Source organism: uncultured Campylobacter sp. (assembly GCF_938041645.1).
GTDB lineage: Bacteria > Campylobacterota > Campylobacteria > Campylobacterales > Campylobacteraceae > Campylobacter_B.
Genome location: NZ_CALIST010000045.1, coordinates 36,791 through 45,610, shown reverse-complemented (window position 1 = coordinate 45,610; position 8,820 = coordinate 36,791). Strand labels below are relative to the sequence as shown.

The 8,820-nt window shown below is 47.4% G+C and carries 4 protein-coding genes and 1 pseudogene; 1 reads left to right on the top strand and 4 read right to left on the bottom strand.

Annotation, left to right across the window (positions count from 1 at the left end):
• Positions 1 to 879: 879 nt before the first annotated feature.
• Positions 880 to 1,254 (bottom strand): annotated as a pseudogene (locus Q0600_RS06815) (penicillin-binding transpeptidase domain-containing protein); the annotation flags it as partial.
• Between the two features lie 514 nt (positions 1,255 to 1,768).
• Positions 1,769 to 3,610 carry a molecular chaperone HtpG gene (htpG, locus tag Q0600_RS06810; protein ID WP_298758439.1) on the bottom strand — a complete coding sequence of 614 codons (1,842 nt, stop codon included), beginning with the start codon at positions 3,608 to 3,610 and terminating at the stop codon, positions 1,769 to 1,771.
• Positions 3,611 to 3,944: 334 nt separating this feature from the next.
• On the opposite strand from htpG, the gene Q0600_RS06805 reads away from it, so the two are divergent.
• Complete coding sequence (locus Q0600_RS06805; RefSeq protein ID WP_298758436.1) at positions 3,945 to 4,856, top strand: hypothetical protein; 912 nt, start codon at positions 3,945 to 3,947, stop codon at positions 4,854 to 4,856.
• Positions 4,857 to 5,091: 235 nt separating this feature from the next.
• Here the strand turns inward: Q0600_RS06805 and murG are convergent, their stop codons facing one another.
• Both murG and Q0600_RS06795 read right to left on the bottom strand, forming a co-directional pair.
• Complete coding sequence (gene murG / locus Q0600_RS06800) at positions 5,092 to 6,105, bottom strand: undecaprenyldiphospho-muramoylpentapeptide beta-N-acetylglucosaminyltransferase (protein ID WP_298758433.1); 1,014 nt, start codon at positions 6,103 to 6,105, stop codon at positions 5,092 to 5,094.
• Positions 6,106 to 6,240: 135 nt separating this feature from the next.
• Positions 6,241 to 7,401, bottom strand: a complete 1,161-nt coding sequence (locus Q0600_RS06795; RefSeq protein ID WP_298758430.1) for an FtsW/RodA/SpoVE family cell cycle protein — start codon at positions 7,399 to 7,401, stop codon at positions 6,241 to 6,243.
• Positions 7,402 to 8,820 lie beyond the last annotated feature (1,419 nt).

The following is an 8,820-nucleotide window of genomic DNA, read 5'->3' as shown; positions in this document are numbered from 1 at the left end:
AACAAAAATATATTAAAGCTGATATTAGTATAAAAGATAGTGTATGTAATAGATTAAATTCTGCCTTAAAATCACTTGAAACAAATATCCTAAATTTGCTATTAAATAGATACAAATAGATACAGAATATAATAAAAAAGCCGCTCGCAAAATATTCGATAGGGATCGTTGTTTTAAAAGAATATTTTTCTAACATTTCATTTTTTACGCAAAAAGATAGCGGAAATAACAAAAAGAATATAGTTAAAAAAAGCTTAATAATACTTCCAATAAGAAAATTTGGGACGGCTATATCCAGATTTACAAAAAGTATAAGACATAATAAATATATAAAAAACAATATCTTATTGTATTTAAATATAGAAAAGGGGAAAGTCAAAAACTTATTCCAATCCATTGCAATCAAATATCTCTCTTTAGAATTAATTTCCGTCAATAGCCAATAAAAAATAGCCTTCAATTCTTGCTCCTCAAAATCTATTGGTAATCATACATAATTTACTAAATTCCATTTTATCTTATTTTTATGTTTTAATTTTATACGTATTCGCTTCTATAAAATTTCTTTTTCTCCAAATATTTATCAAAGGCAAGAAGAAAAAATTGCTCCTCCTCAATGATTGTACCATCAAAAACCTTACGACTACTATCATCTCTTTATTAATAAAATCCCTTGCTTGCATGTAAATATTTTAGCGCATTCTATCCATTTTATTATTATGATGTATTTAAAATTAACCGCTTGGCTTACCAAATTTCAAGCCCATTGCTAGGTAAAATTTTAAAATTCCACGCCCGTAAAGGCTTGCTAAATTTTAAAATTTAAAGCAAGCAAAGGACGAGTAGAATTCTAAAATTTTATAATTTTAAAATTCCGCCCTACTTCGTTTTTTTTACGCTGTCTTTGTTAGTCGTTGCGTTGGCGTCTATGTAGCCCATCTGGACGAGTTTTTCGTAGATTTGCATTATTACGGGACCTGCCGCGCTTCCGCCGCCGCCGCCGTGTTCTACGAGCACGGTTACGGCGTATTGCGGCTTGTCGTACGGCCCGAAGCTCGTCATCCAGGCGTGCGAGCGGTGGAAGTAGTCCATATCAGCCTCTTTCATTCGCTTTTTGGCGGTCTGCGAGATGCCTACGACCTGCGCGGTGCCCGTCTTGACCGCTAGAGGCACTACTGCGGTATGGATGAGCTTGTAGGCAGTGCCTCCGTCGGGGTTGTTGCCGACCTCATACATGCCGCGTCGTACGAGCTGTCGCGCTTCAAGCACCGCGACTGCGCCAAAAGCATAGCGGCGCGCTCGTGGTCTCGCTGATATTCCGACGATAAAATTTCATCATACGTCTCGGCGGCGGCAAGTAGCAAGTTCTCGCACTCGCAAGAGGCCGCAGCAGACGCCGAGGCGCTTAAAATTTTAGAGTGCGTTACAGGCACGTGGGCGGTGCGGAGGAGTTTTTCGAAAGCATGATGTCAAAGAACGGCTCGCCCGCTTTTATGAATATTTCGGCTCTCGCTCCAACCTCGACTCGCGAATAAAAGCGATCAAAACCTCAAAATTTTCAAAACGCCAAACCGAGCCGCCAAATAAAATTTTTACCGAAATCAAAGGGTGAAATTTCGCCGTTTTTAAATTTTAAAATTTAGAAAGCGCGGCGAAGCTTGCCCGTTGAAATTTCTCTTTAAATTTAGAGCGCGGCTCCATAGATTTATACAGCCTATGCAGCCGCGCGGAATTTAGATAACGGATAGAAGCCCCAAATTTAGATAATTTACAGAGCCTTTGCGATCAGCTCGTTTACGTTTTTGATAAACTCGCTCGGATTTTCCAGCTCCTGCCCCTCGCTAAGGCGCGCCAGATCGTAGATTATCTCGGCTACTTGCGGTAGCATCAGTTTATCGGCCTGCAGCTTTTTGATGATCTCGTGATCTGCGTTGATCTCCAAAATCGGCTTTATTGGCGGCAGATTGCGGCCTCCCATCTGCTTAAGTAGCTGCTGCGTCGCAAAATCGGGATCGTTCTCGTCAAAAACAAGGCAGGAAAGCGAGCCGCTTAGACGCGATGAAATTTTAACGTCCTTGACGCGTTCGCCTAAAATTTCTTTGATCTTCGCGGCGATCTCTTTGGCTTGCGGCGTCGCGGCATCGTCGCTCGCAGCTTCTTGCTTGATCGAAGTTGCGTTTTTAACCGGCGTCTTATCAAACTCAAAAACGCCCGGCATCACTATCGTATCGATCTCATCGTCGCAGAGTAGCACCTCCGTGCCCTCGGTGTTAAATTTCTCGATCAGAGGCGAGCTTTTAAGCATCGCGGCGCTATTTCCCGCGATATAATAGATCTCTTTTTGCTCCGCGCCCATTTTTTCCTTATACTCGCTAAGCGTGATGAGCCCGTCTCGCAGGTTCGATTTAAAAAGGCAAAGCTTTAAAATTTCCTCTTTGTTTGCGCCGAAGCCGTAAAGCCCCTCTTTCAAAACCTTGCCGAATAATTCGTAAAATTTTATGTATTTTTCGCGATCGCTCTGCAAAAGCTTTTCTAGCTCGGATAGAATTTTTTTCACGCTCTGTTCGCGGACGTAGGCTAGAATTCGATTTTCTTGCAAAATTTCGCGGCTTACGTTTAGCGGCAGATCCTCGACGTCCATTATGCCGCGTACGAAGCGCAGGTAGCTAGGCAGCAGCTCTTTGGCGTCGTCGGTGATGAAAACGCGCTTGACGTAGAGCTTCACGCCGCTTTGATAATCGACGCGGTATAGATCAAAGGGCTCGCTGCTCGGCACGTAAAAAAGCGTTGTGTATTCGTGCGTGCCCTCGGCCTTTGTGTGGATGTAAAACAGCGGATCGCCGCTGTCGTGGCTGATCTGCTTATAAAATTCATTGTAATCGCCAGACTTTAGGCTGCTTTTTGGAAGCTGCCAAAGCGCGCTCGCGCGGTTGATCTGGACGTTTTTGATTTCGCTATGCCCCTGCTCGCCCTCTTTTTGCGCAGGCACGTATTCTTCTTTATCCATAAAGATCGGATAGGGGATGTGGTTGGAGTATTTTTTGATGATGCCTTCGAGCCTGTAGCCGTCCAAAAACTCCTCATCTTTCATATGCAGGATTATCGTCGTGCCGAAGTCCTCTTTTTCCGCCTTTTCAACCATGTAGTTGCTGGCGTCGCTGCTCCATTTATAACCGTCTTGCGAGAGCGGCTTTCGGCTGATCACCTCGATACGGTCCGCTACCATAAACGCCGAATAAAACCCGACGCCGAACTGTCCGATGAGGTTGCTGTCCTTCGCCGCATCGCCGCTAAGGCTCGCCATAAAGCCCTTCGTGCCGCTGCGCGCAATAGTGCCTAGATTGCTCTCGAGCTCGGCCTCGTCCATGCCGATGCCGTTGTCGCCGATGCTTAGCGTTTTGGCCTCTTTGTCGATCTTTATATCGATACGAGGCACATACGAAAGCGCCTTATATTCGTCGTTCGTAAGGCTTAAGTAGTTTAATTTATCCAGCGCGTCGCTTGCGTTTGAGATCAGCTCGCGCAGGAAAATCTCCTTGTTCGAATAAAGCGAATGGATCATCAAATTTAGCAGATCATTCACTTCGGTCTTAAATTTTTTCTTTGCCATTATACGGTCCTTTTTGAAAATTTTGGCAGATTATATCATGGAGTGCTAATCTTGTCAAGAGTAGAATAAATAAACTTGATATGAATCCTATCAAGTTTTGGAAATTTACGCGCGTCCGAAGTATATGAAATTTAAACCTAGCTGCAGATGATCTTGGCAAGAACTCATCTGAATTTTGCGGCGTATTTGCACTAAATTTGCAGATTTTTCTTAGTCGTCGTTTTTTGAAAATTTCAAAACAAGATGATATAATCCCCCCGATATTAATGCGATTTTGATGATAAAACCGGGCGTTTAACTAAAACAAAATTTATCGAGCAAAAAAGGATCTCATTTGAATAACGAAGAAATCATACAACGCATAAATGAACTGAGAGAAAAACGTGGCAAAAATTTAAAAAGCTCAAACGAAAATGTCTGCGAGACAAGTGCCAATACAGATATGGATACGGGCGCTGCCGCAAATTTGACCGAAAAATCAGTCACAGGTTCGGCAGTAAATTTAAGCCAAAAACCGAGCACCAAGCCATCCGCCGCCACTTTAAGGGGTGGGCAATCGATCAAAGACGCAGATCTTCGCACTCCGCGCAATAATCGATCTACGCCAAAAATACTCCCTCTCGTCATCGTATGTATAATCGCGGTTTTTATAGCGATAAAGGCATCTTCTCGCACAGAAATTTTGAACGAAACCCGAATTCCGACCAATCAAGCAAACGAAGACGCGAATAAAAATCCTAAAGAAATTTCTATTCGCACCAAAGACGGCACTTTAAAAATGAAAAACCCCGTAAGATTTCGCGAAGATTGCGACGGCGGAGACGGCGATGCCTGCGCCGTACTTTCGAGCCTGATGCTATTAAATGGCGAAATTTCGCAAGATGGCGCCAAAGATCTGCTTAAAAAAGGCTGCTACGAGCTTAACGGCGGCGAAAGCTGCACGAGACTCGCAGGCTACGAGGATAGAGATTCGCAAGAGGGCAGAAAACTGTATAAAAAAGCATGCAAGCTCGGTAACGGCGAGGGCTGCTTTATGTTCGGTTACGTCGCGTATTTTGACGACAATGACAAGGAGGCGGGCGCGCAATACTTTGAGCGATCGTGCGAGTTGCGATTTGCGGAGGCGTGCTATTTTCTAGTGGGAATTTATTCAAATGATCCGGCAAAATCGCAAAGATATCAGGCTCTATTTGAAAAATATCAACAAGAAAACGACGATGCGATAATCAGCTTTAGGCGCAGATAATTTTACGGCTCAATGCACTTTTGCGCGCTTTGTTTGCGGATTTAAATTTGCGCAAATCAAAAAAACGTCCGTCGCCTGCAAGCATGCAAATTTAAAATTTTTACTCAAACCGAAGCGCCGCGTAAAATTTACGCAAACGCAAAAAGTCAAATTTAATCGGTTTATAAATTTAAAGCCTCGTGCAGAGGTCGTCTCAAATTTACGCACAAAGCGCGAGTATGAAAACGGAGTCGCCTTAAATTTTACTCATCACATCGTCGATTATCGCTTGCGCGCCGTTTTTATCAGCTAGCTCAAGCAGCCCTTTGCTCGCGCGCGCCACGTCGAAGCTCTCAATCAAGCCCAAGATCCGCTCGCCGCTTGCGTCCTCTTGACGTAAAATTTCGCAAAGCCCGCGCTCTTTAAGAAATTTCGCGTTGTAAAACTGATGATCCGCCGCCGCGAACGGAAACGGCACAAATATCGCGGGCAGGCCGTTTGCGCAGAGCTCCCACAGCGTGCTAGCGCCGCTGCGTCCGACGCAAAGATCGGCGCTTGCGATGAGCTCGTGCATATTTTTGCAAAAGCCCACGAGCTGCACGTCAAGGCCCTGCTGCGCGTAGATCTGCGAGATACGCTCAAACTCGCGCTCGCCGCACTGATGGATCACGCCGTAGCCGAGGCCCAAAAGCTTGGGTGCAAGCTCCACGGCAAGCGAGTTGATAAAGCTCGCCCCCTGCGAGCCGCCCAAAAAGATGATCCTCTTAAGCGCCGTGCGCGGCCGCGCCGTCTCGAAAAAAATATCCGCGATCGGATAAGCGAACGCAGGTTTTTCATAGGAGCTGTAAAACGCGCGCGCAAAGGGCCTTAGCAAGCGGTTAAGCCGCCCGCAAACGGCGTTTTGCTCGTGGATAAAAAACGGCACGCGAGAAAGGATCGCCGCGATGGATGCGGGCGCCGAGCTGTATCCGCCCACGCTGATGAGCGCGTGCACGCCGTTTTGCTTTAAAATTTTACGCGCCGCAAGCGAGAGGCGCAGGATATTTAGCAGCGAGGCTAGCTTGGCAAAGCCCTTTTTATCTACGACGCCCGAGCTTTGCAAAAAATAGGTGCGCGCAAAAAGCTCGCTTTTTTCAAACCACGCACGATCCTGCCCGCGGTTTGAGCCGATAAAGATCGCCCTGATGCCCTGCTTCGCAAGATGAGCGGCTAAATTTTTAGCGATTATCAGATGCCCGCCGGTGCCGCCGCCGCTGATTGCTATGACCATACTTTTCCTTTAAATTTATAAAATTTCGCGCTTAAATTTGAGCCTCGGCGCGCTTCGGCGCAGAATTTCAAACGCATTCGGCTCTAAATTTTACGCCAAATTTAAAACAGCGTCCGCCAAAAGCCCGCAAAAGCTTTAAAATTTCGCCCTTTTCGACGCCATCAAAACGAGCCCCACCGCAAACGACGCCGCAAGCAGGTGGCTGCCGCCGTAGCTTAGAAACGGCACGGCGATACCCTTAACCGGCGAGATCGACGTGATGCCGTAGGAATTGATAATGAACGAAAAGAAAAACATAAAGCCGATACCCAGGCAAAAGAGGAAATTTACATTATTTGGCGACTTGCTCGCGGTCTGAAAGATGCGAAAGAGCATCGCATAAAATAGCGCCACGATGAGCAAAATCCCGACGAACCCCCACTCCTCGGCGATGCCTGCGAGCACGAAGTCGGTATGCACCTCGCTCAGATAGCCTAGCTTAAAGCTCCCGAGCCCAAGTCCCTGCCCGAAAAACTCGCCGTTGTTTATCGCATTTAGCGAGTGTCCGACCTGATACGGCGCGCTAGCGTCCTCTATACGCAGCCCTGCGGCAGTTTCGGGCGACATAAACGACAGCACGAAATCCTGCACGCCGCCCCACCACGAGCGCACGCGATCGACCCTGTGCGCGCTCGTGACGATAAAAACGTAAGCGAGCCCCAAAATCCCCATAAAGCTAAAGCCGATGAGCTTGAAGCTCGTGCCCGCAAAAAGCGACATAAAAATCATCGTAAGCCCCAGTACCGCGACCTGCCCCAGATCGTTTTGCACGATAGCGACCAGGATTACGACGAAGCCGAAAAGCGCTACGTAAGGAAGCAGCGTCGCGATCTCGCGCCCGATGCTTTTTTTGGAGTGATCGAGCTTGCGCGAGAAGCTCCACGCCAAAAAGTAGATGAAGCCCACCTTGAAAAATTCCACCGGCGCGAGATTAAAAAACGGCAGCCTGATCCAGCGCGCCGCGCCGTTTACGTCGGCGACCAAGGACTTGGGCAAAAAGCCCATCGCGAGCATCAAAATCCCCATTATCGCAAAAAGCGACATGCACACCGGCGTTAGGCATTTATCGGGATCGGCGCGCGAGACGATCCACATCACTGCGATGCAGGCAATCCCTACCGCGCACTGACGATAAAAAAAATGCAGTGGCGTAGCGCCCAGCAGAAGCACCGTATATGAGCTCAGCGACAGCGAAAATATCATGCCGATCGTAATGAGCGCGCAGGTGAAGTAATATAGCCATTTATCGGTTCTCAATCGTCTCTCCGTTTTAAAATTTTATCCGCATTTACGTGCGCCGTGCACGCTTCGTCTGCTGCGCGATGTTTCAAACCCCGCATAACGCGGATACCGCAAAGCAAGGTCGCGCGCTGATTAAGAGCGCGCCCTGTCGCGAAGTACTATCACGCGCTAGCTTATGGCATGCAGCGCAAAGTGCGATCGCGCATAGTTTCTCGCGCAGCACAACGATTCGCGTGCATTAAGCACGCCCTGCCGCGAAGCAAGATCGCACGCTAACTTTAGTGTGCAACGCCGCAAAACAAGGGCCACGCATCGTATTTCGGTGCGCAATTAGGCGCAAAACGCGCGATTGTGCATCGTTTTTCGGCTCCTGGCTTTTACAAGGACTAACGTGCGCATTCTTTTCTCTCATATCTACCTTTCGGCGCACGATATCCGTGCAGTAGTAACGCTTAGTGCCCACGCAGCGAACCCGCTAGCCGCGCGCTTAGATATTAATAGCGCGGCGGCGTGCGCAAAACACAGCGCGTCTTGCAATTCGGGCTACGCTTAGAATATACCATAAATACGCTCGCACTGCAAAATGCCGCGAAATTTTATTTTAAATTTACTCGCCGCTACGGCGCAAATTTTATTAAATTTATACGCGTACGCACGGCAATGTAAATTTTTAAAATTTTACGCCGCAGCGATATTGCAAGGTGCGTTCACATCGCAAAACATACCGCAAAGCGCTGCTTCCGCAAAATACGCCTGCACGAAATACCGCACGCAAAAAGTTTGTCTCGCACGCTGCGCCCGCGATACGTTAGCTTTTGGCGCGCAACACGGCTGCTTGTTAGGCAAATTAGCCGTCACGCGGCCCAAGTCTGAACGCCTTTGCAGTCGCGGCACTTAAGATCGCGTACTTTCCGGAGCGGTTTTTGGTGCGCAGCAAAACTTTCTGCTCGCACACGGCTAGAGCCTAAACTTCCGCAGCACAAGCTAGGCCTCCGCGGCAAACCAAACTTTAGTGGCAAGGCTAAGCCCCCCCTAGCAGCCTCGCTTACATAGCCGCAAGGTGCCTCGTATCGAACGCACGGCGTGATTTAAAATTTCGATACGCTGCGGCAAATTTTAAAATTCCAAAGCCCTAAAAAGCAAAATTTTAAAATTTCAAATTTTGCATCCCTTTGCAAATTTATAAAATCGCAAACCGCAAATTTCGCGCTCAATCTTTAAATTTTAAACCACACCTTAAAATTTCAATGTATCTTAAAACGGCGTACAGCAAACGCAAGCTGCGAAACGCGCTGTTTGTACCGCGCTACATCCACCTTTAAAGCGCCACCCACTGCAAAGAACTTTAATCGCATCCTCGCATCCGTATAAACCGTCCGCCTTTCCGCAGCCGCAGAGATACAAGTGCGAGCTGCAGAACGCGCAAATTTTAAA

Coding starts and splice junctions, on each gene's coding strand:
- murG (WP_298758433.1), bottom strand. CDS start 6,105: ATGGTCATAGCAATCAGCGGCGGCGGCACCGGCGGGCATCTGATAATC.
- htpG (WP_298758439.1), bottom strand. CDS start 3,610: ATGGCAAAGAAAAAATTTAAGACCGAAGTGAATGATCTGCTAAATTTG.